Source organism: Modestobacter sp. KNN46-3 (genome assembly GCF_011039295.1).
The window spans coordinates 1-26,234 of record NZ_JAAKGN010000021.1 but is presented as its reverse complement, the minus strand read 5'-3'; the positions used below and the strand labels follow the sequence as shown (position 1 = coordinate 26,234).

At 75.5% G+C, this 26,234-nt stretch carries 23 protein-coding genes; 18 read left to right on the top strand and 5 right to left on the bottom strand.

All coding sequences use genetic code 11. The features are described 5' to 3' along the window. The first annotated feature begins 153 nt into the window (after positions 1–153). From G5C62_RS07320 to G5C62_RS07310, 3 genes are read left to right on the top strand one after another with little or no spacing between them, the layout of a single operon-like run. A complete protein-coding gene (locus tag G5C62_RS07320) occupies positions 154–1,548 on the top strand; it encodes an oligosaccharide flippase family protein (protein ID WP_164700495.1) in 1,395 nt (464 codons plus the stop codon). Beyond that, complete coding sequence (locus G5C62_RS07315) at positions 1,545–3,641, top strand: glycosyltransferase (RefSeq protein ID WP_164700494.1); 2,097 nt, start codon at positions 1,545–1,547, stop codon at positions 3,639–3,641. The genes G5C62_RS07320 and G5C62_RS07315 overlap by 4 nt, the downstream gene beginning before the upstream one ends. Next, positions 3,638–4,588, top strand: a complete 951-nt coding sequence (locus G5C62_RS07310; RefSeq protein ID WP_164700493.1) for a glycosyltransferase family 2 protein — start codon at positions 3,638–3,640, stop codon at positions 4,586–4,588. Before G5C62_RS07315 ends, G5C62_RS07310 begins: the two co-directional genes overlap by 4 nt. Before the next feature lie 7 nt (positions 4,589–4,595). On the opposite strand, the gene G5C62_RS07305 is transcribed toward G5C62_RS07310, so the two are convergent. Then, positions 4,596–5,615, bottom strand: a complete 1,020-nt coding sequence (locus tag G5C62_RS07305) for a glycosyltransferase (protein WP_164700492.1) — start codon at positions 5,613–5,615, stop codon at positions 4,596–4,598. 68 nt (positions 5,616–5,683) lie between these two features. On the opposite strand from G5C62_RS07305, the gene G5C62_RS07300 reads away from it, so the two are divergent. Further along, the gene (locus tag G5C62_RS07300; protein WP_206330516.1) at positions 5,684–6,769 is read left to right on the top strand and encodes a glycosyltransferase family 4 protein; all 1,086 of its coding nucleotides are present in this window, start codon (positions 5,684–5,686) and stop codon (positions 6,767–6,769) included. A gap of 45 nt (positions 6,770–6,814) precedes the next feature. Here G5C62_RS07300 and G5C62_RS07295 read toward each other — a convergent pair whose 3' ends face one another. Together G5C62_RS07295 and G5C62_RS07290 are read right to left on the bottom strand one after the other, a co-directional pair. Further along, positions 6,815–7,840 carry a glycosyltransferase family 4 protein gene (locus G5C62_RS07295; RefSeq protein ID WP_206330515.1) on the bottom strand — a complete coding sequence of 342 codons (1,026 nt, stop codon included), beginning with the start codon at positions 7,838–7,840 and terminating at the stop codon, positions 6,815–6,817. Next, positions 7,837–10,194, bottom strand: a complete 2,358-nt coding sequence (locus tag G5C62_RS07290; RefSeq protein ID WP_164700491.1) for a hypothetical protein — start codon at positions 10,192–10,194, stop codon at positions 7,837–7,839. The genes G5C62_RS07295 and G5C62_RS07290 overlap by 4 nt, the downstream gene beginning before the upstream one ends. 240 nt (positions 10,195–10,434) lie before the next feature. Here G5C62_RS07290 and G5C62_RS07280 point away from each other — a divergent pair, with 240 nt between their 5' ends. The 9 genes from G5C62_RS07280 (at position 10,435) to G5C62_RS27475 (ending at position 20,982) form a co-directional block, all read left to right on the top strand. Further along, positions 10,435–11,943 (top strand): polysaccharide biosynthesis tyrosine autokinase, encoded by a 1,509-nt coding sequence (locus tag G5C62_RS07280; protein WP_206330514.1) that lies wholly within the window; start codon positions 10,435–10,437, stop codon positions 11,941–11,943. Beyond that, entirely contained in the window at positions 11,940–12,506 is a 567-nt protein-coding gene (locus tag G5C62_RS07275; protein WP_164700490.1) for a low molecular weight phosphatase family protein, read from the top strand. Before G5C62_RS07280 ends, G5C62_RS07275 begins: the two co-directional genes overlap by 4 nt. 181 nt (positions 12,507–12,687) lie before the next feature. After that, the gene (locus tag G5C62_RS07270; RefSeq protein ID WP_164700489.1) at positions 12,688–13,164 is read left to right on the top strand and encodes an adenylyltransferase/cytidyltransferase family protein; all 477 of its coding nucleotides are present in this window, start codon (positions 12,688–12,690) and stop codon (positions 13,162–13,164) included. Next, positions 13,161–13,925: a polysaccharide deacetylase family protein gene (locus G5C62_RS07265; protein WP_164700488.1), complete on the top strand. Its 765-nt coding sequence runs from the start codon at positions 13,161–13,163 to the stop codon at positions 13,923–13,925. Before G5C62_RS07270 ends, G5C62_RS07265 begins: the two co-directional genes overlap by 4 nt. A 137-nt stretch (positions 13,926–14,062) precedes the next feature. After that, positions 14,063–17,605 (top strand): transcription-repair coupling factor, encoded by a 3,543-nt coding sequence (gene mfd / locus G5C62_RS07260; RefSeq protein ID WP_164700487.1) that lies wholly within the window; start codon positions 14,063–14,065, stop codon positions 17,603–17,605. A gap of 67 nt (positions 17,606–17,672) precedes the next feature. Further along, complete coding sequence (locus G5C62_RS07255) at positions 17,673–18,665, top strand: peptidylprolyl isomerase (protein ID WP_164700486.1); 993 nt, start codon at positions 17,673–17,675, stop codon at positions 18,663–18,665. 4 nt (positions 18,666–18,669) lie between these two features. Next, the gene (locus tag G5C62_RS07250) at positions 18,670–19,593 is read left to right on the top strand and encodes a MazG family protein (protein ID WP_164700485.1); all 924 of its coding nucleotides are present in this window, start codon (positions 18,670–18,672) and stop codon (positions 19,591–19,593) included. A 123-nt stretch (positions 19,594–19,716) separates the two neighbouring features. Then, positions 19,717–20,478, top strand: a complete 762-nt coding sequence (locus G5C62_RS27480; RefSeq protein WP_241175763.1) for a mechanosensitive ion channel family protein — start codon at positions 19,717–19,719, stop codon at positions 20,476–20,478. Positions 20,479–20,538: 60 nt separating this feature from the next. After that, positions 20,539–20,982, top strand: a complete 444-nt coding sequence (locus tag G5C62_RS27475) for a hypothetical protein (protein ID WP_206330512.1) — start codon at positions 20,539–20,541, stop codon at positions 20,980–20,982. Between the two features lie 3 nt (positions 20,983–20,985). On the opposite strand, the gene G5C62_RS07240 is transcribed toward G5C62_RS27475, so the two are convergent. Beyond that, positions 20,986–21,948, bottom strand: a complete 963-nt coding sequence (locus G5C62_RS07240; protein ID WP_164700484.1) for a hypothetical protein — start codon at positions 21,946–21,948, stop codon at positions 20,986–20,988. A gap of 96 nt (positions 21,949–22,044) precedes the next feature. Between G5C62_RS07240 and eno the strand changes: the two genes are divergently transcribed. The 4 genes from eno to G5C62_RS07220 are packed head-to-tail and all read left to right on the top strand — an operon-like array spanning position 22,045 to position 25,396. Then, positions 22,045–23,328 (top strand): phosphopyruvate hydratase, encoded by a 1,284-nt coding sequence (gene eno, locus G5C62_RS07235; protein ID WP_164700483.1) that lies wholly within the window; start codon positions 22,045–22,047, stop codon positions 23,326–23,328. A gap of 13 nt (positions 23,329–23,341) precedes the next feature. Next, on the top strand, positions 23,342–23,905 hold the full coding sequence (locus tag G5C62_RS07230; protein ID WP_241175760.1) for a septum formation initiator family protein: 564 nt from the start codon (positions 23,342–23,344) through the stop codon (positions 23,903–23,905). A gap of 4 nt (positions 23,906–23,909) precedes the next feature. Then, positions 23,910–24,449, top strand: a complete 540-nt coding sequence (locus tag G5C62_RS07225) for a DUF501 domain-containing protein (protein WP_206330511.1) — start codon at positions 23,910–23,912, stop codon at positions 24,447–24,449. Continuing rightward, positions 24,446–25,396, top strand: coding sequence for a Ppx/GppA phosphatase family protein (locus G5C62_RS07220; RefSeq protein ID WP_164700482.1), 951 nt, complete (start codon positions 24,446–24,448; stop codon positions 25,394–25,396). The genes G5C62_RS07225 and G5C62_RS07220 overlap by 4 nt, the downstream gene beginning before the upstream one ends. Before the next feature lie 90 nt (positions 25,397–25,486). Here G5C62_RS07220 and G5C62_RS07215 read toward each other — a convergent pair whose 3' ends face one another. Then, positions 25,487–25,792 (bottom strand): DUF4235 domain-containing protein, encoded by a 306-nt coding sequence (locus G5C62_RS07215; protein ID WP_164700481.1) that lies wholly within the window; start codon positions 25,790–25,792, stop codon positions 25,487–25,489. 62 nt (positions 25,793–25,854) lie between these two features. Here G5C62_RS07215 and G5C62_RS07210 point away from each other — a divergent pair. Continuing rightward, positions 25,855–26,234, top strand: a 380-nt coding sequence (locus G5C62_RS07210; RefSeq protein WP_346774115.1) for a uracil-DNA glycosylase family protein, incomplete at its 3' end; no start/stop codon positions are given.

The following is a 26,234-nucleotide window of genomic DNA, read 5'->3' as shown; positions in this document are numbered from 1 at the left end:
GGTCACCCCTTGGGGTGGCCGCCGGCCGTGGCCGTCCGCCGGGCGGTCCTCCCGGTGGCACGCTGGTCCGGTGCGCCGCCGCCATGCCTCCCCGCCGTCCGGAGACGCGTCGTGGCCGGCAGGCACGGCGGGCCACCAAGGGCGAGGACCGGCGTGAGCGCGGTCGCCGCACCGACGCCACGGACAGCGGAACGGGCGCCCTCGGCGGAGCAGGACACCCGGGCGGTCTGGCGCGGGGTCTTCCGCAGCGGCGGTGTGCGGATGCTGGTGCTGCCGGTCTCGGCGGTGCTCGGCATCCTGGTGACCCGGCTGGTCATCGACAACTACGGCCTGGCGGCCTTCGCCCAGTACGGCCTGCTGGTCGGCATCGGCACCCTGCTGCCCTTCGCCGACCTCGGCATGGCCGCCGCTGTGGTCAACGCCGTCGCCGCGTCCCCCGACGTCCGCGCCGACGACCACCTCCGGCGGGTCGTGGTCACCGCCGTCCGCATCCTGCTCTGCTCGGCGGCGGTGCTCACCGCCGTGGCGGTCGGCATCACCGCAGCGGGCCTCTGGCCGGTCCTGCTCGGCTCGGGGCTCCTGCCGGGGTCGGGTCCGCTGGTGGCCATGGCCTGCGTCGTGCTGATCGCCGTGGGACTGCCCGTGGGCATCGGCCAGCGGGTGCTGGCCGGGCTCGGCCGCAACCACGTGGCGATCGCCGTCCTCGGCCTGCAGACCCCCCTGGTGCTCGGGACGCTGGTCCTCTTCCTCGCCACCGGGGTGCCAGGCGGCTCGCTGATCGCCGCGGTGCCGTTCGCCGTCACCCTCGCCCTGTCCGTGGTCTGCACGGTCATCGCGGCGAGGCAGCTGCGGCCGACGCTGGGCCGCGCCCTGCGCGACGTGTTCCGGCTGCGCTCTGTCCGTGGCGCCCGGGTCTTCGACGTCGCCTGGCCGATGCTGGTCCAGATGATCGCCCTGCCGCTGGCGATGCAGACCGACCGGCTCGTGCTGAGCCACCTCGTCGGTCCGGGTGAGCTGGGGGAGTACAACCTCGCATCGCAGATGTTCACGCCGATCTGGGCGGTCGTGAACGCGGCCGGCTTCACGCTCTGGCCGGTCTTCGCGCGGGCGCGTGCTCGCGGGGCGGAGAGCTCCCCGTTGCCGATGGCCGCCGCGTTCGGCGCCCTGGCGGCAGTCATGACCCTGGTCGTGGCGGTGGCCTCGCCGTGGCTCGCCGACCTGGCCTCTGGCGGGGTGATCACCCTGGGGCCGGCGCTGGTGATCGCCTTCGGTGTGCTGATGGTGCTGCAGGCCGTCAAGTACCCGATGGGCATGTTCCTGACCGACGCGCCGGGTCTGCGCTACCAGGCCTACATGATCGTCGCGATGCTCCCGGTGAACCTCGGGCTGTCCTGGGTCTTCGCCTCCTGGTGGGGGGCGGTCGGGCCGGTGGTCGGGTCGGTCGTCGGCGTGCTGCTGTTCCAGGTGCTGGGCACGCTGGTGTACGTCCGTCGTCGGCTGGCCGCTGCCCAGGCGGAGCCCGCGCCGTACGTGGCGGGCGCCCGATGACCGGCTCCCCGGGTGCGGCCGGCGTGCTGGGCGTCGTCGTCGTGAACTACGCCTCGGCCGCCCTCATCGACGCCAACCTGGGTGCCCTGGACCTGACCGGTCGGCCGGTCCGCGTCGTCATCGTGGACAACCACTCCTCAGCCGCTGAGGCCGAGGCCGTACGGGCGCTCACCACCCGGCACGGGTGGGAGCTGGTCGCGCTGCCGGACAACCGCGGCTTCGGTCCGGCGTGCAACGCCGGCGCCGCAGCGGCACGCCGACTGGGCTGCAGCACCTTCCTCTTCCTCAACCCCGATGCCGTGGTCACACTGCCGGTGCTGGAGGAACTCCGGGTGCACAGTCTCCGTGAGCCGATGGCCCTGATCAGCCCGCGGCTCCTCGACTCGACCGGCGCGGTGGTGTTCCGCGGTTCGTGGTGGCACGAGGCCGATGGCCGCATCCGCGGCGCCGCCCGCGGGGTGGACTGGCAGCCCGACGCCCCGCCGGTGCCCGGTGCCCGTCCCTGGCTCACGGCCGCCTGCCTGATCGTGCACGCAGGCCTGTTCGAGCGGGTGGGGGGCTTCGCCGAGTCCTACTTCCTGTACTGGGAGGACGTCGACCTCAGCCACCGCTGCCTGGAGGCGGGCGCTTCGCTGGTGCTCCGGGAGGACCTGGTGGCCGTGCACGACGAGGGCGGCACGCAGGACGGACAGCGAGGACGGGGCAAGTCACCGGCCTACTACCGGTGGAACTGTCGGAACCGGTTGCTGTTCGCGGTGCGCAACCTCGGTCGCGCCGCCGTGCTCCGCTGGCTGCTGGCGACGCCGCGGGTCAGCTGGGAGATCCTGCTGCGCGGCGGCCGGCGCCAGCTGGTCGAGTCCCCGCGGCCGGCGACGGCTGCGCTGCGCGGGGCGCTGGCCGGGGTCGGCCTGGCTGCCGTGACCCTCCTCCGGCCGGCCCCGGCCGCGCGTCGCGCCCGCCGGCTGCCGGTCCTGGTGGTGACCCCGGGAGCGGAGCTCTATGGGGCGGACCGCGTCCTCCTGGAGTCGGTGATCGGCCTGCTGGCGGTCGGCCGGGCGGTGACCGTGGTCGTGCCCGGCGACGGTCCGCTGGTCCGGCAGCTCACCGACCGTGGCGCCCAGGTGGTGACCTGTCGGATGCCGGTGCTGCGCAAGGACGCCCTGCGACCGGCAGGCGCCTGGCGGCTCGGTCGGGACGCCGTGGCCGGGCTGTGGCCGGCGGTGCGGCTGATCCGGGCCGCGGACCGGGTCTACGTCAACACGCTGACCCTGCCCTCCTGGATCGCCCTCGCCCGGCTGCTGCGCCGTCGGGTGACCTGTCACGTGCACGAGGCCGAGCGCTCGGTGCCGTTGCCGGTGCGGCGGTTGCTGAGCCTGCCGGTGACGTTCGCCGATCAGGTCGTGGTCAACAGCGACGTGACCCGGCGGGTGCTGGAGGAGGTCGTGCCGTGGGTGCGTGGCCGCGCGGTCGTCGTGCACAACGGCGTCCCCGGGCCGGCTGAGCCGTTGCCGCCGCGGACCACCCTGGTCGGCCCGGTGCGCCTGCTGTTCATCGGCCGGCTGTCACCGCGCAAGGGACCTCAGGTGGCGGTCGCGGCCGTGGAACTGCTGCGGGCCAGAGGCGTGGACGCCTGCCTGGACCTGGTCGGCTCCGTGTTCCCCGGCTACGAGTGGTTCGAGGAGGAGCTCCGCGCCACGGTCGAGCGGGCCGGGCTCGGCGACCGGGTGCACCTCCGGGGCTTCTCCGCCGACGTCTGGCCCCAGCTCGCCGCTGCCGACGTCGTGCTCGTGCCCTCGGTGCTCGACGAGTCCTTCGGCAACACGGCCGCGGAGGCCGTGCTCGCCGCGCGTCCGCTGGTCGTCAGCGCGCAGGACGGCCTCCGGGAAGCCGTCGCCGGCTTCACCTCGGTGCAGGTCGTGACGCCCGACGACCCGGCCGCACTGGCCGACGCGGTGCAGGGCGTGGTCGCGGAGTGGGACGGGTGGGCCGGCCGCGCGGTCGCCGACTCCGCCGAGGCCCGACTGCGCTTCGCCCCCGAGCGCTACCGCCGCCAGATCGCAGCCCAGCTCGGGCAGGCCGGGCGCCGGCGATGAGCACGGCGGCTCCGCGCACCGTCACCATCGGGGTGCTGACGTTCCGTCGGCCGGCCGACCTGGCCGCGCTGCTCCCGATGCTCGCCGAGCAGGCCGCCCGGGCCGCGGCGACGGGCCACCGGGCCGAGGTCCTCGTCGTCGACAACGACCCCGCGGGCAGTGGGCGTGCGGTGGTCGCCGCGGCCGGCTGCCCCGTGGTGCGCTACGTGCTCGAACCCGAGCCCGGCATCGCCGCCGCCCGCAACCGGGTGCTGGCCGAGGCGCACGACCGGGACGTGCTGGTCTTCATCGACGACGACGAACGCCCGCGGGACGACTGGCTGGCCCAGCTGCTGGGCACGCACCGGCGCACCGGGGCTGCCGCGGTCGCCGGCGCAGTGGTGTCGGACTTCAGCGGACCGGTGGACCCCTGGCTCGTCGAGGGCGGCTTCTTCGTCCGTCGGCGCCTCCCGACCGGGACCCCGATCGACGTGGCGGCCACCAACAACCTGCTGCTCGACCTCCGGCAGCTCCGACCCACGGGTCTGCGGTTCGACGTGGCCTTCGGCGCCAGCGGGGGAGAGGACACGCTCTTCACGCGCGGCATCGCCCAGCGTGGCCTGACCATGGTCTGGTGCGACGAGGCCGTGGTGACCGACGTCGTCCCGGTGGACCGGGCCACCCGCAGCTGGGTGCTGCGCCGGGCGTTCAGCTCCGGCAACTCGGTCAGTCGGGTGCACCTGGCGCTGGCCGGGTCCGCGGCCGCCCGGCTGCGGGTCCGACTGAGCTGCACCGGCGGGGGCCTGCCGCGGCTGACGGCCGGCCTGGGCCGGTGGGCGCTGGGTGCGGTGACCGGATCGGTCCGGCACCGCGCCCGCGGCCTGCGCACTGCGGCCCGCGGCGCCGGGATGGTGGCCGGGGCGGCCGGGCACGTCTACCAGGAGTACGGCCGGCCGCGACCGGTCTGACCGCTGGTCAGCGGCGGGACCGGGCGGCCCGGGCGGTGCGGTAGGCGTCCAGGTGGGCACGGCCGGCGGCCGACCACTCACGCGCGCTGAGGTCGGGGCGCGCTGCTGCACCACCTGCCCGCCGGGCGGTGACGGCGGCGACCAGGTCCTCCCCGGTCAGCGGACCGTCGTAGCGGAAGACCCAGCCGGGGCCGACCTCATCGGCGAGCAGGCGGTTGACCTCGTTGTCCGGGACCAGGACCGGGCGGTCGAGGGAGAGGGCGGCCAGTGCACCACCGGAGTTGTGCATCTCCCGGTAGGGCAGCACGACGAGCTCGGCCCGGCCGATCTCCTGGACCATCTCGGCGTCGTCGAGGAACTCCAGGTGGAGCGAGACCCGGGGATCGGCGGCCGCGGCCTCGTGCAGCTCGGCGGCCAGCTCGTCGGTCGAGGGCCGGCCGGCCACCCGCAGCGTCCACCCCGGTTGTCCGGTGGTGGTCTCCGCGAACGCGTCGAGCAGGCCGGTCACGCCCTTGTAGCGGCGCACCAGGCCGACGAAGGCGAGGTGGCCGGGCTGCGGCGCCGGCTCCGGGTGGCGGAGGAACCAGTCCCGGTAGTGGCCGTGGACGATGGTGACCGAACGGGTCCCCGGTGGGGCCGGCGTGGTCGCGTTGAGCTTGACCCACAGCGTCGTCCAGCGCTCGGCCAGCCGCAGCAGCACCACCTCCCGACGCGAGATCCCCTCCGGCAGGTGGAGGTTGTGCAGGGTGCGGACCAGCGGGGTGCGGAGCAGACGCAGCCGCAGGAGCAGGAGCACGAACAGCAGTTGGCGCACGGCCTTCTTCAGCGGCGAGTGGCCCGACACCAGGATCTCGGGCCAGTGCACGTGGAAGACGTCGTACCGGGACAGCAGCGCACGTCGCCAGCTGAAGGTGCGCAGCCGGGCGCCGGGCTGGGCGGTGATGCTGGCAGCGAGGAGGACCAGGTACGGGTTGGTCGTCGGCCGTGGGGTCGGGAAGGACTGCAGCACGACCAGGGGACGGGTCACGCGTGGGGCTCCTCTTGTCTGCTGGGCTGCGCGAGCGGGTGCAGCCCAGGGCGATAGTGTCCCGGATCGTGAGACGGGCCCGGTACGACTGCGTCCGGCTGTACGAGAGCATCCGGACGGCGCACCTGGAACGGGCGCACGAGCAGGTGCCGGCGACCATCGTGTTCCGCACCCGGCGCTACGACTTCGACGCCGGGCTCGCGCAGGGCCTCGACCTGGTGCCCGGTGGCGCGTTGTCCATGGCGGTCACGCTGGCGCGCTCGCGGGTGTCGGTCCTCGAGGTCAACGAGCCGCTCATGCAGTCGGGGCTGGCTCGCTCGGCGCTGGCGGTCCTCACGGTGCGTGCGGCGGCGGCCGTGCGACGTCGACCGGTGCGGGTGGTCAGCTACGCGATCGAGAACCGGGACCCCTTCACCGGCCCGCCCCCGGGCGGACGGCTGCGCAGCCGGGTGCGCCGCTGGGCGGAGGTGCGCGCGTCCCGGTTCGTGGCCGGTCGACTGGACCGGCTGGCCTTCGGCACCGCCGACGCGCAGGCGCTGTACGAGTCCGTCCTGGGGCACCGGCTGGCCGGCACGGCGACGCGGCTCGTGCCGGCGCTCCCGGCACCGTGCGGCTGCACCGCGGCGGACCGGGAGCCCGACGAGGTGCTGTTCCTCGGTGCCCTCGACGAGCGCAAGGGTGTGCCGCTGCTGCTGGCGGCCTGGCCGCACGTCGTCCGCGCGCACCCCTCGGCGCGGATCACCGTCGTCGGCAAGGGCCCGCTGGAGCCGGCGGTCCGGGAGCTGGCGGGAGCCGACGACCGGGTCCGGCTGGTCGTGGACCCGCCGCGTCCCGAGGTGCACGCGGCCCTGCGCCGGGTGGCGGTGCTGGTGCTGCTCTCCCAGCCGCGGCCGACCTGGCGTGAGCAGGTGGGCCTGCCGCTGGTGGAGGCCCTGGCCCACGGGGTCGCGGTGGTCGCCACCGAGGAGACCGGTCTGCGCAGCTGGCTGTCCGAACACGGGCACACCGTGCTGCCCCCCGGGGCGTCGCCCGCCGAGGTCGCTGCGGCGCTCGCCGGTGCACTGGTGGCCGGGCGCTCCACGGCCTCCGTGCTGGCCGACCTGCCGGCCGTGGACGGCCGGCTCGCCGCCGACCGCTGGCTCACCGGCGACTGAGCGACCGGCCCGCCCGTGCGGGTGTCCGGTGGGTCGGGGCACGGATCAGCCCACCAGGTCGGTGAGGTGGCGGCACATCGTCGTGGTGGTGAACCCGGCCAGCACGCGCCGGCGCGCCGCCCGACCCATCTCGGCGGCCCGCTCCCGGTCCTCCAGCAGCTCGAGCACGGCAGCGGCCATCTCCTCGGGGCGCTGCGGTGTCACCAGGAGGCCGGTCACGCCGTCACGTACGTAGTCCGCCATCCCCGGCGTGGCGCAGGCGACGACCGGGCGGCCGACCGACATCCCCTCCAGGGCGACGGTCATGCCCGACGCGTGCAGGTTGGGTCGCGTGGCCACGGCGACCAGGCTGGCCGAGGCGTACAGGTCGCGGGCCTGGGCGTGCGGGATGAAGTCGACCTTCCGGACGCCGGCCGGCGGGGTCAGCGTGCTGCGGGACTGCACGATGCACTCCACGTCCGGCCGGCTGCGACGGACGAGCTCCAGCGCGGCGAACAGGGTGGCCGGGTCCCGGTCCCGGTCCCCGCCCACGCTGACCACGCGGGGCACGGCGGGAGGCGGGGCGTCCGAGCGGTAGAACTGCTCGTCGATCCCGAACGGGAGGAAGTGCACCGGTGGGCCGTCGGCGCCGATCCAGTCGCGCACCGCGTCGACCTGCGGGCGGCTGAGGCACCACAGCCCGTCCAGCGCGCGCAGCACCCGGCGCTGCCGGGCCAGGACGGCGGAGGCCGGGTCGCACGCGAGCTGGTCGGTGGCCCAGATGACCCCGCTGAACAGCCGGCGGCCGGGGCGCCTGGCCAGCAGGTGCGCGGCGGTCACCTCGTCCCAGCTCAGGGCCACCTCGGCCGTCCCCCGGCGACGGGTCGCCGGCAGGCCCAGCCGGAGCAGCCCGCGCTGCCAGCGGGAGGGTCCGGGCAGGTCGAGCGCCTCGGCGTCCCGGTCGCCGCTGCGCAGGTGCTCCAGCCCGTAGGGCCAGTCGCCGGGGACGGGGCTCTCCCGGTCCCGCTCCGCCCAGCGGGCGACACCGCGGCCCTCGGGGAAGGCGACCACGAGTCGCCCGGTGCTGGTCACGCGCGTGCCGCCGCGAGGACGGGCCGCGGCGTGGCGGCGGCACCGGCCGGTTCACGGGACGGCGGCCGGGCGCGGTCGACGGCGGGCAGGAGGAGGAGTCCCACGGTCAGTGCCACCTCGGGGATGTTGGAGGGGAGCGGGCCGAAGGCCAGGTCCCACAGGCTGAGCAGGGCCAGGAAGCACAGCAGCGCCGGTGCCCGGCGGCGGCTGAGGGCGACGGTCAGGCCGGCGACGACCGCGACCCCCAGGGCGAGCCCGAGGAGGAGGCCGGGGACGCCGAGGTTGGTCCACAGGTCGGCGACGATGGAGTGCAGCTCGAACCGGCCGGCCAGGAGGTAGTTCTCGATGTAGTTGTCGGCGCTGGGGACGTGCGCCACGGCGAACCCCTCCTTGACGGTGAGCACGTCCCCGCCGGTCGGGACGACGCCCAGCCCGAAGCCGAGCGGCTCGTCGCGCATCAGCGCCCAGGTGCCGGTCCACTCCGGTCGCCCACCGATCAGCAGCGAGCCGCTCTCCTGCACCTGGGTGACCGAGCGGGCCTGCACCTCGGCGCCGAGCGCGCCCGAGGTGAGCAGCCGCGTGGCCACCTGGTAGCCGCCCACGCCCAGCACGGTCAGCGCGACGGCGGTGAGCACCGGACGGCCCGCGCGTCCGGGTGCGCCCGGCGGCCGGTCGGTGCGCAGCTGCCAGGCCACCAGCGCCATCGCGGCCGCGCAGAAGGCGAAGGCGCTGCGGGCATCGTGGGTGATGTCGACGGCGGCCAGCACGAGTAGCCCGGCCAGGCCGAGCGCGTGCCGCCCGGAGGCGAGGGCCAGGGAGAGCACCAGGATGGTCAGCGGGAGGGCGAGCTCGAACTTCCAGGCGTTGGGGGACTCGGCCGCGCGGGCGAGCCCGGAGGCGAGCATGCCGCTGCCGAACGCGGCGCCCAGCCAGGGCAGTGGGAGGACCGTCCGGGCCCAGGCCACGAGGCCGATCGTGCCGGCGGCGCCGAGGACCATCGTCGAGCTGATCAGCGCCTCGCGGCCGTCGATCGCGTGGTCGAGGGATGACCGGGCGGCCAGCAGGGCACCGGAGGCGACGGCGACCAGCGTGAGCCCGCCCAGCGCGGTGGCCCCCCGGTACTGCCGCAGCGCAGGCAGCCAGACCGGCAGCAGCAGCAGGGTGACCAGGAAGCTCATCGTGACCCCGGTGGGCAGCGCGGGATCGAGTCCGCACAGCGCCAGCGCGCCCACGGCGGTCGCCCGGGCGAACGCCGTCCCGGTCGACGGCCCGCCGCCACCGGCGCGCCAGACCGGGCCGGGGCGCAGCACGTCCCAGAGCCGGCCGAGCTGCCCGGGTGTGCGGCCGGGCAGCTCGTCGAGGACGACGCCGAGCAGCCGGGCCGGGGAGCGGCCGACCCGGTCGGCGACCTCGTCGAACCGATCGCGGGAGGCCTGGCGGACGTCGAGCAGGACGACGACGGCGTCCGCTGCGGTTGCCCCGGCCAGATCGCCCGGACCGTCGGCGGCAACGGCCGGCACCCCCGCCGCCACGAGTTCAGCGGCCAGCCCTCGAGCAGCGGAGTGCACCGGACCTGGTCGTGCGGTGCCGGCGACCAGCAACCGGGCGCCGGGGGGCAGCGGGGCGGACACCAGCCAGCCGAGGCGCTCGACCTCGCGCTGCCGCCGCGCCGCCGACGCGGCGGAGGGACGGCGCCTGCGGTGACCGAGCCGGCCCAGCACGGGCACCGGGCCCAGGTCGCCCGGTCCGCGGACCGGGCGACGGGCGAGCGAGCCGAGGCCGATGGCCAGGGTGGCGGCCGTGCTGCCGGCCAGCAGGCCGAGGGCGGCGCGGTACCTGGTGTCCGGGGAGGAGGCGAACCGCGGCTCGACGGCCGGCGTGACGGTGGTGAGGGAGAGCGTGCCCGCGGGACCGCTCCCGCCGGTCAGCTCGCTCGCCGCCGCCTGGAGTGAGGCCCCGACGGCCGCGGTGACCCGGCGAGCGGTCCCGGGGTCGCCGGCGGAGACCGTGACCGTGAGGGTCGCCGCGTCCTCGGGGACGGTCACCGAGACGTCCCGGGCGAGCGCTCCCGGCGTCGTCGGCAGGTCGAGCTCTGCGATCACCGGCTGCAGGACGATGGCGGAGCGGGTGAGCTGGACCAGGGAGGGCAGCACCTCCTGGCGGACCAGGGATCCCGTCGCGAGGTCACCGCTGTCGACGGCCCGGGTCACTCCCACGAAGAGCACCGTCCGGGCCTCGAACCGCGGGGCAGCGGTCATCGCCACGGCGACCGACAGCAGGGCGCCGACCAGTCCTGCGGCAGCCACCCAGTGCCAGCGCCGCAGTACGGCAGCGAGGTGGTCGCTGGGGTCCACGGGGCGGTCTCCTCGATCGGGTTGCGCCCATCGTGCCTGCTCAGCGGCCGGAGACCGCCCCTGCGCGGGCAGATCGGGGGCAGCCGTGACCCGTTCGGGTGGGGGCACCCGCCGGCCGGCCACCGGAGGCCGACGGGTCGGTGAGACTGGCTGCACGGGGCGCCGCTGCCTCGGGGCGGGACCGATCGCCGTCCGGGTGCGGACGGCGGTCGGCCCGGACACCACCGAGAGAGGACGGCGATGGGGCTCCGCGCGAACATCGACACCGCACGCAGGCGCTGGCGCTGGGTGGTCGGACTGTCGCTCGCCGGGGTGCTGGTCGCGGCAGCTCTGGTGTCCACCTCGGCGCCCACCTACCGGGCCAGCGCCAGCGTCTTCTTCTCCCTGGACTTCGGCGGCTCGGCCAGCGACCTGGTGCAGGGCTCCACCTATGCGCAGAACCAGGTCACCTCCTTCGCCGCCCTCGCGACGACACCGGCCGTGCTGCAGTCGGTCGTCGACGAGCTGGACCTGGGCACCACCGCCACGGCCCTGGCGACCCGGGTCTCAGCGCAGGCCCCGACCGACACGGTGCTGGTCGAGGTCACGGCGACCGACGGGTCCGCGGTCGGCGCGGCGCGGATCGCCAACGCCGTCGCCGAGTCCCTCGGCCGCCAGGTGGAGGCGCTGGCCCCCAACGGCGCGGACGGCGAACCGAACATCGAGGCGACGACCGTGACGCCCGCCGAGGCCCCGGCCTCCGCCGCCACCCCGCAGGTGGTCCTCACCCTCGTGGTCGGGCTGCTGGTCGGGCTGCTGCTCGGCATCGGCTGCGCCTTCGCCCGTGAGGCGCTCGACAACCGGGTGCGGGACGTCGCCACGCTGGCCCGGGTGACCCCGCTGCCGGTGCTCGGGCTGATCGGCCGGCGTCGCGCCGGGGACGGTCGGCCGGTCGTCGTCGAGGCCGCTCCGCTGGACCCGCAGGCGGAGTTCTACCGACAGCTGCGCACCAACCTGGGCTTCCTCGAGGTGTCCGCCGAGCGGGAGCCCGGTGACCGACGGCTCTCGGTCATCGCGGTGACCTCCTCGGTGCCCGGCGAGGGCAAGTCCACCGTGACCGCCAACCTCGCAGCGGCGCTCGCCGAAGGCGGGGCCCGGGTGCTCCTCGTCGACGCCGACCTCCGCCGTCCGACCCAGGCGGCCGTGCTGGGCCTGGAAGGCGCAGCCGGGCTGACCACCGTGCTGCGGGGCGGGGCCGAGCTGGCGGACGTCGTCCAGGACTGGGGCAGCTCGGGGCTGCAGGTCCTGGCCTCCGGGCCCTGCCCGCCGAACCCCGGTGAGCTGCTCAGCTCCCCGGCGATGGGCCGGTTCCTGACCCAGCAGCGGGCGGCCTGGGACTTCGTCGTCATCGACACACCGCCGCTGCTGCCCGTGGCAGACGCGGCGATCCTGTCGCGGCTGGTCGACGGCACCCTCGTGGTCGCCAATGCCCGGCTGGTGCGCCGGCACCAGCTGGCAGAGGCGCTGACCGGACTGACCCAGGTCGGTGCGCACCAGCTCGGGATCGTGCTGAACATGGTGGACCGCGAGGACTCCGCCTACGACTACCGGACCGATCGGCTGCCGGGCCAGGCCCGCCGGCGGCCCTGGCGGCGCCGTCCCCGGGCCGTCCCGCCGAGCGCCGCGGCCCGGCAGGCGTCGCCCACCCGAGTTCTGGCGCGCGACGAGGTGCCGGCGCCGCGCGGGGTGCCGAGCCGCAGCGCCCGATGACCGCCCCGCCCCGGCCGTGGGCCGTGCTGGTGGTCTGCACCGGCAACATCTGCCGTTCCCCGGCGGCGGAGGCGCTGCTCACCGCTGCCTGGCGGGACACCCCGGGCGTGGCCGCCTCCAGCGCGGGTTTGCACGCCCGGGTGGGGGAGCCGATGGCGGCGCCGATGGCCGAGTTGCTCGACGTCCCGTCGCCCGGCTCCCGCGCCCGCCAGCTCACCCCCTCGATCGTCCGACAGTCGGACCTGGTGCTCACCATGACCCGCGACCAGCGGGCCCGGGTGGTCACGGCGGAGCCCTCAGCGGTACGCCGCACCTTCACGCTGCGTGAGTTCGTCGAGCTCGCGGAGCTGGCGGTGGTCGACCTGGACCCCGCGCTGGACGGTGCGGACGTGCAGCGGTGGACGGCGCTCGTCCGGGCGGCGCCGCGGTTCCGGGGCCGGCGCACCGCCGGCCCGGAGGACGACATCGCCGACCCCTACGGGCGCGACGGCAAGGCCTACGAGACGGCGATGTCCGAGGTCGACGAGGCGATCGGCCGGTTGGTGCGGGCCTTCGGCGGCTGACTCGGAGCCGTGCTCGGCGACGGGTCGACGGCCGTGGGCCGAGCGTCCTGCAGACCGTCAGGACGCCGCTGCGCGATCGGGGGAAGCTCGCTCCCCGACCGGGTGAACCACCCTGGCAATCGTCACTCTCCGCGCTCGCCGCGCCGTAGCGTCGTCCTCGCCATCACCTAGGGGGAACACAGTGACTGTCATCGGCTACGCACCGGGTGCCTACGACCTCTTCCACATCGGGCACCTCAACATCCTCAAGCACGCTGCGGCGCACTGCGACCGGCTCATCGCCGGCGTCGTCTCCGACGAGATGCTGGTGCTGACCAAGGGCCGTGCCCCCGTGGTCCCGCTCACCGAGCGGATGGAGATCGTGCGCAACCTGAGCATGGTCGACGGGGTGCACCCCGAGGTGCTCCCCGAGAAGCTGGACACCTGGCGCGAGGTCGGCTTCGACGTGATCTTCAAGGGCGACGACTGGCGTGGCACCGAGAAGGGACGTCGGCTGGAGTCGGACTTCGCCGCGGTCGGTGTGGAGGTGCGCTACTTCCCTTACACGGCGCACACCTCCAGCACGATCCTCCGCCGCGCCCTGTCTGTGATCGAGGTTCAGAGCCGGCAGGCGGAACGCGACACGTCGCCGGTCCGCCGGGTCGGCGTCGGCCGATGACCGCGGCCGACCGCCTGCGCGCCGGCGCACCGCCTGCCTCCGCGCGCCTCCCGCTGCCCCCCGTGCTGATGTACCACTCGATCAGCCCGTTGACCGAGCCCGACCCGTTCCGGCTGCGGGTGCACCCCGACCACCTGGACCGGCACCTGCGGCTGCTGCGCCGGCTCGGGTTGCGTGGTGTGCCGCTCGCGACCCTGGTCGAGGCGCACGCGCGGGGAGAGTCCGCCGGGCTGGTGGGCCTCACCTTCGACGACGGCTACCGGGACTTCGTCGAGCACGCCGCGCCGGTCCTCGCGCGCCACGACGTGGCCGGGACCGTCTACGTCGTCGCCGGCCGGCTGGGCGGCACCAACGACTGGGACACCGGTCCGCAGTTCCCGCTGCTGGACGCCGCCGACGTCCGCACGGTCGCCGCAGCCGGGCACGAGATCGGCAGCCACACGCTCGGCCACGTCCGGCTCGGCACTGCTGACGCCCGCACGCTCCACGAGGAGACCGTGGGCAGCAAGCGGGTGCTCGAAGACCTGGTCCAGGCCGAGGTCACCGGGTTCTGCTACCCCTACGGCAGCGCGGGTCCGGCCGCGGCGGAGGCCGTTCGCGCGGCGGGCTACGACCACGCCTGCGTCATCGGTGACTACTCCCCCCTGGACAGGTTCACGATCCCGCGCTGCTACATCGGGCCCGGGCACCGCGGCGGGCACCTGCTGGCCAAACTGGTCCGGCACCACGTGCGCACGTGGAACGGCATGCGCAGCTCCTGAGCCCGGGAGAGGCGTCGGCGTCCGGTCGCCCGTCCCGGGACGCGCGGCACCCCGAGTACGCGGACTAACCTGGGAACAGGGCCCCCGTGCGCACCCGGCGCGCTGGGTGCGGCCCCCCGGAACCAGGAGTGACCCCCGTGAGCTTGCGCGGCGTGCTCGACGTCGTCCTGTCCGACGCCGGCGTTGCCTCGGTGGTGGGCAGGGCGGGCGCGGCCGACCTGGCCGTCACCGCCCCGCCGTCGGTCCAGCCGCTGGTGGCCGCCGCGCTGGCGGCCCGGGCGCCCGGCGCGGACGTGCCGGTGCTGGTGGTCACCGCGGGGGAGCGGGACGCCGACGCGCTGGCGGCGGTGCTGCGCTGCTTCCTCCCCGACCGGCGGGTGGAGGTGTTCCCGGCCTGGGAGACGCTGCCGCACGAGCGGCTCAGCCCCCGCGCGGACACCGTCGGCCGCCGGCTGGCCGTGCTGCGCGACCTGACCCACCCCGGGGAGAACGGCACGGTCGACGTGCTGGTCGCCCCGGTGCGCAGCGTGCTGCAGCCGCTGGCCCCCGGGCTGGGCGACCTGGTGCCGGTGGAGCTGGCGCCGGGCCAGAGCGCCGAGCTCGAGGCGGTCTCGCTGGCGCTGGCGGAGGCGGCCTACACCCGGGTGGAGCTGGTCGAGAAGCGCGGGGAGTTCGCCGTCCGCGGCGGCCTGCTCGACGTCTTCCCGCCCACCGAGCCGCACCCGGTCCGGGTCGAGTTCTGGGGCGACGAGGTCGACGAGCTGCGGTACTTCTCCGCCGCCGACCAGCGTTCGCTGGACGAGCGGCCCGACCGGCTGTGGGCCCCGCCGTGCCGTGAGCTGCTGCTCACCGCCGACGTCCGGGCCCGCGCCGTCCAGCTGGGGGTCGACCACCCGGAGCTGGCCGAGGTGGCCGGCAAGCTGGCCGAGGGCATCGCCGTCGAGGGCATGGAGTCGCTGATCCCGGCGCTCATCGGTGGTCACCAGATGCAGCTGCTGACCGACCTGGTGGCCCCGGGCACGCACGTGCTGGTCTGCGACCCCGAGCGGGTGCGCAGCCGGTCCGCGGACCTGGTGCGCACCGCCGAGGAGTTCCTCGCCGCCTCCTGGCAGACCGCGGCCGAGGCCGGCCAGGCGCCGATCGACCTGGGCGCCTCCTCCTTCCGGGACCTCGCCGACGTGCAGGACGCCGCCCGGGCCCGGGGCCTGCCCTGGTGGACGACGGGCGCCTTCACGCTCCAGCCCGACGACGAGCAGCACGTCACCCTGGACGCCACCGGGGTGGAACGCTTCCACGGCGACCAGGCGCGCGCCTTCGACCAGCTGCGCAGCTGGGGCCGCGACGGCTGGCGGGTCGCGCTGACCTTCGCCGGCCCCGGACCGGCCCAGCGCGCGGCCGACCAGCTCACCGAGGCCGACCTGGGCGCCCGGCTGGTGCCCGGCATAGACACCGCGCCCGCCGCGGGGCCGACGCTGATCACCCAGGGCAACCTGGACGCCGGCTTCACCTTCCCGGCCGTGGGCCTGGCGCTGGTCACCGAGGGCGACCTCACCGGCCAGCGCGGCACCTCGATGAAGGACGCCACCAAGATGCCGGCCCGCCGGCGCAACGCCGTCGACCTGGTGCAGCTGCAGCCGGGCGACCTGGTGGTGCACGAGCAGCACGGCGTCGGCCGCTACGTGGAGATGGTCAGCCGCACCGTGCACGGCGGGCAGCGCGACTACCTGATCGTCGAGTACGCGCCGGGCAAGCGGAACCAGCCGCCGGACCGGCTGTTCGTGCCCACCGACTCCCTGGACCAGCTGACCCGCTACGTCGGCGGCGAGGCGCCCGCGCTGTCCAAGCTCGGCGGCGCGGACTGGCAGAAGACGAAGAACCAGGCCCGCAAGGCGGTCAAGCAGATCGCCGCGGAGCTCATCCGGCTGTACTCGGCCCGGATGGCGAGCAAGGGCCACGCCTTCGGGCCGGACACCGTCTGGCAGCGCGAGCTGGAGGACGCCTTCCCGTTCCAGGAGACGCCCGACCAGCTGGCCGCGATCGACGAGGTCAAGGCGGACATGTCCCAGCCGGTGCCGATGGACCGGATCATCTGCGGCGACGTCGGCTACGGGAAGACCGAGATCGCGGTGCGGGCGGCGTTCAAGGCGGTGCAGGACGGCAAGCAGGTCGGCATCCTGGTGCCGACGACGCTGCTGGCCAACCAGCACTTCAAGACCTTCTCCGAGCGGTTCGCCCAGTTCCCGGTGACCGTGGCGGTGCTGTCCCGGTTCCAGTCGAAGACCGAGTCCGACGAGGTGCTGCGCAAGCTGGCCGACGGCGAGATCGACGTCCTGGTCGGCACCCACCGGCTGCTGCAGCCCACCACCCGGTTCAAGGACCTGGGGCTGGTCATCGTCGACGAGGAGCAGCGCTTCGGCGTCGAGCACAAGGAGTACCTGAAGAGCGTGCGGACGGCGGTCGACGTGCTGTCGATGTCGGCCACCCCGATCCCGCGCACCCTGGAGATGAGCCTCACCGGCATCCGCGAGATGTCCACGATCCTCACGCCGCCGGAGGAGCGGCACCCGGTGCTGACCTACGTCGGCGCCTGGGAGGACAAGCAGATGGCCGCAGCGATCCGCCGCGAGCTGCTCCGCGACGGCCAGGTGTTCGTGATCCACAACCGGGTGCAGTCGATCGACAAGGCGGCGGCGAAGATCCGCAACCTGGTGCCCGAGGCCCGGGTGGCGGTCGGCCACGGCCAGATGAAGGAGCACGAGCTCGAGCGGATCATGGTCGGCTTCTGGGAGAAGGAGTACGACGTCCTGGTCGCGACCACGATCGTCGAGTCCGGGCTGGACATCCCCAACGCCAACACCCTGATCGTCGACCGGGCCGACACCTTCGGCCTCTCCCAGCTGCACCAGATCCGCGGCCGGGTCGGCCGTGGCCGGGAGCGGGCCTACGCCTACTTCACCTACGACCCGTCCCGGCCGCTCACCGAGACCTCGGTCGACCGGCTGACCACCATCGCGCACAACACCGACCTCGGGGCCGGCATGGCGGTGGCGATGAAGGACCTGGAGATCCGCGGCTCGGGCAACCTGCTGGGCGGGGAGCAGTCCGGGCACATCGCCGGGGTCGGGTTCGACCTCTACGTCCGGTTGGTCGGCGAGGCGGTCAGCGACTACCGGGCCCAGGCGACGGGGGAGTCCCCGGCCGTGGAGCCCGCCGAGGTCCGGGTCGACCTGCCGGTCGACGCGCACCTGCCGCACGACTACGTGCCCGGCGAGCGGCTGCGGATGGAGGCCTACCGCAAGGTCGCGAGCGTCCAGGACGACGACCAGGCGCAGGCCGTGCTCGACGAGCTCACCGACCGCTACGGCGCGGCCCCGGCCCCGGTGCTCAACCTGCTGGCGGTGGCCCGCTTCCGTGCGGCCATGCGCCACCTCGGGGTCACCGAGGTGTCGATGCAGGGGCGCAACGTCCGGGTCGGGCCGGTGGACCTGCGCGAGTCCCAGGTGATGAAGCTGTCCCGCCTGGCAGAGGGGGCCACGTACAAGGAGGCGGTGCGCACCGTGTCGATCAAGGTGCCGGTGGGCCCGGACCGGCGGACGCCGCTGCGGGACGTCGCCCTGCTGGAGAAGCTGCACGCGCTGCTGACCTCGGTCCTCGAACAGCCCGTCGCCGTCGCCTCCTGACCTCCCCGCGCACGCTGGACGCGGCGGGGTGCGGCGTGGGTCACACCGGGTGTGGCACGCTCGCGCCGTGCCGCGCCGCAGACTCCTCGCCGTCCTGCTCGTGGGTGCCGCCGGCGTGGGGAGCCTGGCCGGGTGCCGCACCGACCCGGACGTCGCCGCCTACGTCGGTGACGAGCAGGTGACCGTCGCCGAGCTGGACGAGGCGGTCGACACCCGGCTCGCCGACCCCGACATCGCCGCGTACGCCGCCGGTGACGAGGTGGGCTTCACCCGCCAGGTGCTGAGCCTGCGGGTGGGCGAGGAGCTGCACGACGAGGTGGCCCGGCGCTGGGGTGTCGAGGTGTCCGACGCCGACGTGCGGACGCGGATCGTCGAGCTGCTCGGTGGCGCCGACCCGGAGGTGGTCTTCGCCCAGGTGGCCCAGCAGCAGGGCGCCAGTGAGGCCGACGTGGTGGAGAACGTCCGCCAGCAGCTGGTCCGCCAGCGCGCCGCGGTCGCCGCCGGGCTGGTCGAGCCCTCCGAGGCGGCGCTGCGCGAGCGCTACGAGCAGGTTGCCCCCGGCCTCGCGCAGGTCGGGCTCGGCCTGGTGACGGTGCCCGACCAGGCCACCGCCGACGCCGTGCTGTCCCAGCTGACCGCCGACCCGGCCGGCTACCCGGCCGTCGCCGCCCAGTACGCCGGGCCGAACACGCTGCCGCAGATCGAGCCCCGGGCACCGGCGGACCTGCCGGCGGTGCTGGCCGAGCCGATCGCGGCCACACCCCCCGGACAGGGCTTCACCCTGGCGCTGCCGGAGGCCGGCGGGGTGGTGGTCGGCTTCGTCCGCGACGTCGCCGTCCCGACGTTCGAGCAGCTGCGCCCGCAGCTGGCCGACCAGGCTGCCGCCGAGGCGGCGGAGGCCGGCGCCGCACTGGTGGCCCGGGTGCGGGACGACCTCGACCTGGTGGTCAACCCCCGCTTCGGCACCCTGGAGGGCGGGCAGGTGGTCGCCGCGGACGACGGGGTGGTGCGGCTCCTCGAGGACGCCGGCGAGGACGCCGCGGGGCTTGCCGGAGACTGACCGGGTGCCCGTCGCGCTCCTCGTCACCGTCAGCCCCCGCCTGCCCGGACTGCTCGCCGCCGCCGGCTGGCGGGCGGTCACCGCCGCCCCCGCCGTCCTCGCGCTGCCCGGCGCCGCCGCCACCGCCGCGGCGCTGCGGGCGGGGGGGATCGCGGTGACCGACGTCGCCGACCCGGCCGCGGCCGCCGCGGCAGGCCCCGGCGCCGTCCTGCTGGCCGCCCCCGAGGAGGCCGCCGGTTGGGAGGACGTCCCGCGGGTCGAGGGTGCGCCGGAGCCGCCCGGCGCGCGGCTGCTGGACGTCGTCGGCGTGATGGACCGGCTGCGCTCACCCGGCGGCTGCCCCTGGGACGCCGAGCAGACCCACGCCACGCTCCGCGGCTACCTGCTGGAGGAGGCGCACGAGGCCTACGACGCGATCGTCGACGACGACCCCGTGGCGATGCGCGAAGAGCTGGGCGACGTGCTGCTCCAGGTCGCCTTCCACGCCCGGGTCGCCGCCGAGGCGGAGCCCGGCCGGCGGTTCGACGTCGACGACGTGGCCGGTGACCTGGTCGACAAGCTGGTCCGCCGGCACCCGCACGTGTTCGCCGACGCCGGGCCGCGCGACGTCGCCGCCGTGGAGCGTGGCTGGGACGAGATCAAGGCGACCGAGAAACAGCGCCGCTCGCCGACCGAGGGGGTGTCCCGCTCGCAGCCGGCCGGCTCGTGGGGCGCGGCCCTGGCCGGGCGGGCCGCGCGGGCCGGGCTGCCCACCCCACCGGCCGCCGAGCTGACCGCCGCCGACCCGGCCGAGCTGGGGGAGCAGCTGCTCGGGCTGGTCGTCGCCGCCCGGCAGCGCGGATGGGACGCCGAGGACGCGCTGCGCACCGCCGTCCGCCGCTACGCCGACGAGCTCGACGTCGCCGCGCACGCCCGCGCCGACGGCTGACCTGCCCCGTCCGGGTCATCGCCCGACGCCGGTGCCCGTCCCGGCCCCTAGCGTGGACGGCGACCGGCCGAGGAGGTGCCCGGTCGCCCGCCCCGTCGACGAAGGAGCTCCCGCCGCGTGCCGATGACACCCCTGCACCCGTTCGCCGCCGCCGACGTCGTCACCGCGGCGCTGCCCCGGAGCACCTGGCTGCTGCTGCTGGTGGTCGTCGGTGCCGCGCTGGTGGCCTGGCTGGTCGCCGTCGCCATCGGCGCGCTGGTGCGCCGCTTCGCCGGGCCCTCGCCGGTCGCGGCCGACCTGTCCCGGCGGGGGCGCCGGCCGCTGCGGGTGCTCCTCGTGCTGCTCGCGGTCACCCTGGTGCTGGACGCCGCGCCCGGGGTGGGCGACTGGCGCGACGTCGTCGTCCGGGTCCTCGGGCTGGTCCTCATCGGGGTGGTGGCCTGGCTGATCGCGGTCGCCGCGTTCGTCGTCGAGGACCTGGCGCTGGCCCGCTACGACGTCGACGTCGACGACAACCGGCACGCCCGGCGGGTGCGCACCCAGGTCACGCTGATCCGCCGACTGACCGTGGCGGTGATCGCGGTGCTGGCGATCGCCGGCATGCTGCTGACCTTCCCCGCGGCCCGGGCGGCCGGCACCAGCATCCTGGCCAGCGCCGGGGTGCTGTCGGTGGTGGCCGGGCTCGCCGCCCAGACCTCGCTGGCCAACGTGTTCGCCGGGATGCAGCTGGCGTTCACCGACGCCATCCGGGTCGACGACGTCGTCGTGGTCGAGGACGAGTGGGGCCGGATCGAGGAGATCACGCTGACCTACGTCGTGGTGCACGTCTGGGACGACCGGCGGCTGGTGCTGCCCTCCACCCACTTCACCACGACGCCCTTCTAGAACTGGACCCGCAAGGAGTCCGCCGTCCTGGGGTCGGTCGAGCTGGACGTGGACTGGACGGTGCCCCTGGAGGAGATGCGCGCCGAGCTCGACCGGCTCGTGGTGGGCAACGAGCTGTGGGACGAGCGGGTCGTGGTGCTGCAGGTGACCGATGCCGTCGGCGCCGTGGTGCGGGTCCGGGTGCTGGTCAGCGCCAAGGACGGCCCCACCCTGTTCGACCTGCGCTGCCACGTGCGCGAGGGCCTGGTGGTGTGGCTGCAGCGCGAGCACCCCACCGCGCTGCCGAAGGTGCGCAACGAGGGCGTCGCCGGCCCGGACGTCGCGCCGCCGCGCCGACCGGCCGCGGTCGACGACGGCGTCCGGCCGACCGGTGCGCAGGCCGGCCTGTTCACCGGGAGCGAGCAGGCGCGGGAACGCTCCCGGGCCTTCACCGGGCCCAGCGAGGCGGAGCTGGCCGAGCGGGCCCGGCTCGACGAGGAGTCCCGGGAGCAGCCACTCGCCTGACGTTCAGCCCTGGCGGGTGGCCTGCGGGTCCGAGCCCAGCAACTGGGGCACCCAGAACAGCACCGCCGCCGACAGCGCGGTCGCCACGACGAAGCCCGCCAGGCCGCTGCTGTCGACGTAGGCCCACAGCAGGCCCAGCACCGGGGCGAGGAAGGGCACGACGCCGTCCGCCCGCGCCTGCCGGGCCATCCCCACCTCGACGGCGTCGGGGACGACGGGCGCCTGCCGCATCTCCCCGCGCGGCTCCTGGCTGCGCAGCCGACCCGAGGGCCACACCTCCGCACCGTCGAGCACCGGCAGCACCAACCGGCCGCGGGCCGGGTCCCCGCGCACCTCGACCCGGGTGGCCGGGGGCAGCCGGTCCAGCTCCGGTGCCCAGTGGACGGGCAGCCAGCGCCGCCCGGCCGGCGTCTCCAGCTCCAGCCAGCTGCGCACCAGCAGACCGAGGTTCACCACGACGTGGGTGGCGGTCACCGCGGTGACGGGCCGCGACCGCAGCCGCGGCCGGGTGAGCAGGCGGGCTTGGGTCAGCGCGGCGACGGCGAGCAGCACCACGACCACGGCGACCAGGCCGAAGACGACGTCCCCGACCGCGGCGTGCGCGGCGTCCCCGTCGGTGTGCACCCGGACCGGGTCGTCCGCGGGGGCAGTCGAGGGGTACTGCACCGTCAGCTCGGCGCCGACCGGCACGTCGAGCGGCTGGTCCAGCTCCAGGGTGCCGGTCCGCTCCCGGCCGGAGTCGTCGCGGAAGGCGACGTCCAGCCCACGGCCCTCGGGCGCGGTCCCGGCCGCGGTGACCGTCGCGGTCGCGGTGCGGTCGGCGGCGGCCAGCGGTGCCTGCACGTCGGACAGCCGCAGCGCCAGCGCGACCAGCACGACGACCCCGACCAGCAGCACCGGGGCCAGCCCGAGGAGGAGCTGCCGGACGGCGCGCCGGTGCCGACGGGGCGGGGTCGGGGGAGTCATCGCCGGCCATCGTCCCAGGCGTCCGCCGACGGTCTGCCCGGCTGCTCCCGGCGCGGGTGTGCCGCAGCGCCCCGGGAGCTGGCTAGGCTGCAGCCCGTGGCCAGCATCGATGCAGTAGGCGCGCGGGAGATCCTCGACTCGCGCGGAAACCCCACCGTCGAGGTCGAGGTGGCACTCGACGACGGGACGATCACCCGGGCAGCCGTGCCCAGCGGCGCCTCGACCGGCGCCTTCGAGGCGGTGGAGCTCCGGGACGGCGGGACCCGCTACGGCGGCAAGGGCGTGACCCAGGCCGTCGACGGCGTCCTGGACGTGATCGGCCCGGAGCTCGTCGGGTACGACGCCGCCGAGCAGCGGATGGTCGACCAGCGGCTGATCGACCTCGACGGCACGCCCGACAAGTCCCGGCTCGGCGCCAACGCGATCCTCGGCGTCTCCCTCGCCGTCGCCAAGGCCGCTGCGGAGTCCGCCGGCCTGCCGCTGTTCCGCTACGTCGGCGGCCCCTCGGCGCACCTGCTCCCGGTGCCGATGATGAACATCCTCAACGGTGGCGCCCACGCCGACAGCAACGTCGACGTCCAGGAGTTCATGATCGCCCCGATCGGCGCGGCGACCTTCGCCGAGGCGCTGCAGGTCGGCACCGAGACCTACCACGCCCTCAAGTCGGTGCTGAAGAAGCGCGGCCTGGCCACCGGTCTGGGTGACGAGGGCGGGTTCGCCCCGTCGCTGCCCAGCAACCGGGACGCCCTGGACCTGATCGTCGAGGCCGTGCAGGCCGCCGGCTACACCGTCGGCACCGACATCGCCTTCGCCCTGGACGTCGCGGCGACCGAGTTCCACAGCGACGCCGGCTACGCCTTCGAGGGGAAGACCCTCAGCTCCGACGACCTGATCGAGTACTACCGCGGGCTGGTCGACGCCTACCCGATCGTCTCCATCGAGGACCCGCTCTCCGAGGAGGACTGGGACGGCTGGGTGTCGATGACCGAGGCGCTGGGCGACCGCGTCCAGATCGTCGGCGACGACCTCTTCGTCACCAACCCCACCCGGCTCGCCGACGGCATCGCCCGGGGTGCGGCGAACGCGCTGCTGGTGAAGGTGAACCAGATCGGCACGCTCACCGAGACCCTGGACGCGGTCAACATGGCCCACCGGGGCGGCTACCGGTCGATGATGAGCCACCGCTCGGGCGAGACCGAGGACACCACGATCGCCGACCTCGCCGTCGCCACCGACTGCGGGCAGATCAAGACCGGTGCCCCGGCCCGCAGCGAGCGCGTGGCCAAGTACAACCAGCTGCTCCGGATCGAGGAGGAGCTGGACGACGCCGCGCGCTACGCCGGCGCCGCCGCGTTCCCGCGCCTGGCTGCCCGCAGCTGAGCCCGGGCACGACGTGAGCACCGCCCGCACCCGCCGCGCCCGGCCCGGTGGCACCCGCCGCCGGAGCTCGTCGCGGCCGGTGCGGGCCGGTGCCCGCGGTGCGGCCGACAACCGGCCGGGTCGCCGCACCACCCGGCGACCGGCGCGCAGCACCACCCCTCGGCGCGGCCCGCGGTTCACCGGCCGGGCCGTGCTGCTGGGGGCGCTGGTGCTGCTGCTGGCGCTGACCCTGGCCGGGCCGCTGCGCCAGTACGTGGCCGGGCGGCAGGAGCTCGCCGAGCTGGCCGCCGAGCAGCAGGCGCTCGACCAGCGCGCCGCCGACCTGCAGGCCCAGCTGGACCGGCAGGCCGATCCGGCCTACATCGCCCAGCAGGCCCGGGAGCGGCTCACCATGGTGCTGCCCGGCGACCGGCTGGTCGTCGTCGGGGACGCCGGCGACCCCGGGGACACCGCCCAGGACCCGGCCGGCAGCACCGCGCGGAACGCGCCCGTGCCCTGGTACGAGGGGCTGCTCGGCTCGATCGCCGCAGCCGACGGCAACCCCTCGGAGACCGATCCGGGCCCTCCCGCAGACTAGGGACGTGCACAGTCCCGACCCCGCGCCGGTCTCGCCGTCGGTCACCGACGCCGAGCGCGCCGTCATCGCCCGTCAGCTGGGCCGGCCGCCGCGCGCGCTGGTCGGCGTCGCGCACCGCTGCCCCTGCGGCCAGCCCGACGTCGTGGAGACCGCGCCCCGGCTGGAGGACGGCACCCCGTTCCCCACGCTCTACTACCTGACCTGCCCGCGGGCGACCGCGGCCGCCAGCCGGCTGGAGTCGGCCGGCCGGATGCGGGACTGGCAGGCGGAGCTGGCCACCGACCCGGAGCTCGCGGCGGGCTACCGGGCGGCGCACGAGTCCTTCCTGGCCACCCGCGACTCCCGTGACGTGCTGCCCACCCGGGCCAGCGCCGGCGGCATGCCCGACCGGGTCAAGTGCCTGCACGCCCTGGCCGGCCACGCTCTGGCCGCCGGTCCCGGGGTGAACCCGATCGGCGACCGTGCCGTCGCGGAGATGGGGGAGTGGTGGGCCGCCGGACCGTGCGCCCAGCCGTCCCCCCAGGACCCGGAGGACGTCCGATGACCCGGGTCGCCGCCATCGACTGCGGCACCAACTCCATCCGGCTGCTGGTCGCCGACGTCCCCGTCGAGGGCGCGCACACCGACCTGCTCCGCCGGATGGAGGTCGTGCGGCTCGGCCAGGGGGTGGACGCGACCGGCCGGTTGGCGCCCGAGGCCATCGAGCGCACCCGCCGGGTGCTCGCCGAGTACGCCGCCCAGGCCCGTGAGCTGGGTGCCGAGCGGGTGCGGATGGTGGCCACCAGCGCCAGCCGGGACGCCGCCAACCGCGACGAGTTCGAGGCCATGGTGACCGCGACCCTGGGCCAGCTGCCCGACGTGGTGACCGGGGTGGAGGAGGCCGAGCTCTCCTTCCTCGGCGCCACCGCCTCGCTGGCCGCCGCCGCACGGGTGCACGGTGCCGCGGCACCGCGGCCGCCGTACCTGGTCGTCGACATCGGGGGCGGTTCGACGGAGTTCGTGCTCGGGGACGCCGGCGGGGTGCGGGCCGCCCGGTCGGTGGACGTGGGCTGTGTCCGGCTCACCGAGCGGCACCTGCGCAGCGACCCGCCGCCCCCGGACGAGGTGCAGGCCGCCGAGGCCGACGTGCGCGCGGCCCTGGAGCTGGTCGCCGCCGAGGTGCCGGTGGGGGAGACCGCCACCCTCGTCGGGCTGGCCGGCTCGGTGACCACGGTGGCCGCCCTGGCGCTGGGCCTGCCCGCCTACGACCCGGTCGCCATCCACGGGTCACGAATCCCGGTGGGCGCCGTCCGCTCGGTGTCGGCCGGTCTGCTGACCGCGACCCGGGCGCGGCGGGCGGCCTCCCCGGTGATGCACCCGGGCCGGGTCGACGTGATCGGTGCCGGCGCCCTGGTGCTGCGGGTGGTCATGGACGCGTTCGACCTCGACGAGGTGGTCGTCAGCGAGCACGACATCCTCGACGGCATCGCCCTCCGCCTCGCGCGGCCCTGACGCCGCCTGCGGCGTCAGGACCGTACGGCCCCCTTGCAGGGTCCCGCCGCGAGCTTGCGAGCGGTGGGGGGCAAGGGGGTCCTTCCTTCTTCAGGCGGCGCTGTCGGCGTTGACGCCCGGCGGCAGGCTGCCGGTGATCTTCTCGTAGACGGTGGCGGCACCGGCGGCGGCGACCAGCCGGCCGGCGGCGTACAGCGCGCCGGAGACCGCTGCCCAGGCCAGCGCGTCGGGCCAGCTGACGCCGGGGGCGGCCGGGTTCTTCGGCGGCGGGTAGCCGCGCACCTTCTCCCACGTCGTGTCCGCGAGCTTCTTGACCACGATGCCAGCGGGGATGGCCATCGCCGGGCCGAGCAGCTTGTACAGCAACGGGGTCTTCACCTTCTGCTTCTTCGCCACCCCCCGATCATGCCGTGGGGGCGGCCGGCGCGCGCTTCGCAGTCGCGTGCTGTGCTGTCCGGGTGGCACGCGACGCCGACGGCTTCCCCGTCACCCGCAGTCCGGGAGGCGTCGTCCGCGCCGCCGCCGGCAGCCGCGAGCTGACGGTGCTGGACGAACGGGTCTCCGGCTGCCGGGCCTGTCCGCGGCTGGTGACCTGGCGCGAGGAGGTGGCCCGGGTGAAGCGGGCCTCCTTCCGCTCGGAGGAGTACTGGGGGCGGCCGGTGCCGGGGCTGGGGCCCGCCGACGCGCGGATCGGCGTCGTCGGCCTGGCCCCCGCGGCGCACGGCGGGAACCGCACCGGCCGGGTGTTCACCGGGGACCGCAGCGGCGACTGGATCTTCGCCGCGCTGTGGCGGGCCGGCCTGGCGAACCAGCCGACCTCGGTGGCCAAGGACGACGG

Excerpts from the sequence above, each read along its gene's own strand:
- G5C62_RS07315 (WP_164700494.1), top strand. The coding sequence starts at position 1,545 with ATGACCGGCTCCCCGGGTGCGGCCGGCGTGCTGGGCGTCGTCGTCGTG.
- G5C62_RS07310 (WP_164700493.1), top strand. The coding sequence starts at position 3,638 with ATGAGCACGGCGGCTCCGCGCACCGTCACCATCGGGGTGCTGACGTTC.
- G5C62_RS07280 (WP_206330514.1), top strand. The coding sequence starts at position 10,435 with ATGGGGCTCCGCGCGAACATCGACACCGCACGCAGGCGCTGGCGCTGG.
- G5C62_RS07275 (WP_164700490.1), top strand. The coding sequence starts at position 11,940 with ATGACCGCCCCGCCCCGGCCGTGGGCCGTGCTGGTGGTCTGCACCGGC.
- G5C62_RS07265 (WP_164700488.1), top strand. The coding sequence starts at position 13,161 with ATGACCGCGGCCGACCGCCTGCGCGCCGGCGCACCGCCTGCCTCCGCG.
- G5C62_RS27480 (WP_241175763.1), top strand. The coding sequence starts at position 19,717 with ATGACACCCCTGCACCCGTTCGCCGCCGCCGACGTCGTCACCGCGGCG.
- G5C62_RS07240 (WP_164700484.1), bottom strand. The coding sequence starts at position 21,948 with ATGACTCCCCCGACCCCGCCCCGTCGGCACCGGCGCGCCGTCCGGCAG.
- G5C62_RS07220 (WP_164700482.1), top strand. The coding sequence starts at position 24,446 with ATGACCCGGGTCGCCGCCATCGACTGCGGCACCAACTCCATCCGGCTG.